At 66.3% G+C, this 623-nt stretch carries 1 protein-coding gene and 1 pseudogene; one reads left to right on the plus strand and one right to left on the minus strand.

What is annotated here, in order from left to right:
- Positions 1-203 (plus strand): annotated as a pseudogene (locus RM572_RS28720) (sulfonate ABC transporter ATP-binding protein); the annotation flags it as partial.
- Between the two features lie 61 nt (positions 204-264).
- On the opposite strand, the gene RM572_RS28725 reads toward RM572_RS28720, so the two are convergent.
- On the minus strand, positions 265-623 hold a 359-nt coding region (locus RM572_RS28725), incomplete at its 5' end, for a hypothetical protein (protein WP_311676299.1).

The following is a 623-nucleotide window of genomic DNA, read 5'->3' on the forward strand; positions in this document are numbered from 1 at the left end:
GGGTGCTTCTGGTGACCCACGATGTCGACGAGGCCGTGACGTTGGCTGATCGCGTGCTCGTCCTCGACGGCGGATCGTTCGTCGTCGATCGTCACCTGGACTTCCAGACACCGGGTGCCCGCACCTACCGGAACCCTGAGTTCGTCGCGCACCGCGAGGCGCTGCTCGCCGCGCTCGGGGTGGGGGCAGACGAAGGGCCGTAAACAGATCAGTGGTGACCCGCTGTAAACGGATCACCACTGATGCGAGGCGGCGTTCGGAGGTTTACTCCTCGCCACCGCCAGACCACTTGTCTTTCAGCTTGCCGGGGAAGTCGTTCCACTTCTTGGCGACATCGGCGGGGGCGTTGGCCCACTTATCGGCGGTGTCGGCGGGGAAGCTGCCCCACTTGCCGGTGATGCTGCCCGGGAAGGTGGCCCACTTGTTCGCCTGGATCTCGGTGGCGCAGGACCACTTCTCACCGCTGGTCGGCGTGTATCCGTCCTCGCTGTTGATCTTGTCGACGATGTCGGAGCAGTTCGGTGCCGCCGCGGCCGGCGCGGCGAGTGCGAGTCCGGCGCTCAAGGCACCGGCGGCCACCGCCGCTGCGACGAACTTCTGCATGCTTGTGTCCCCCCTGAAGG

Source organism: Streptomyces hazeniae (assembly GCF_031845485.1).
Taxonomy (GTDB): domain Bacteria; phylum Actinomycetota; class Actinomycetes; order Streptomycetales; family Streptomycetaceae; genus Streptomyces; species Streptomyces hazeniae.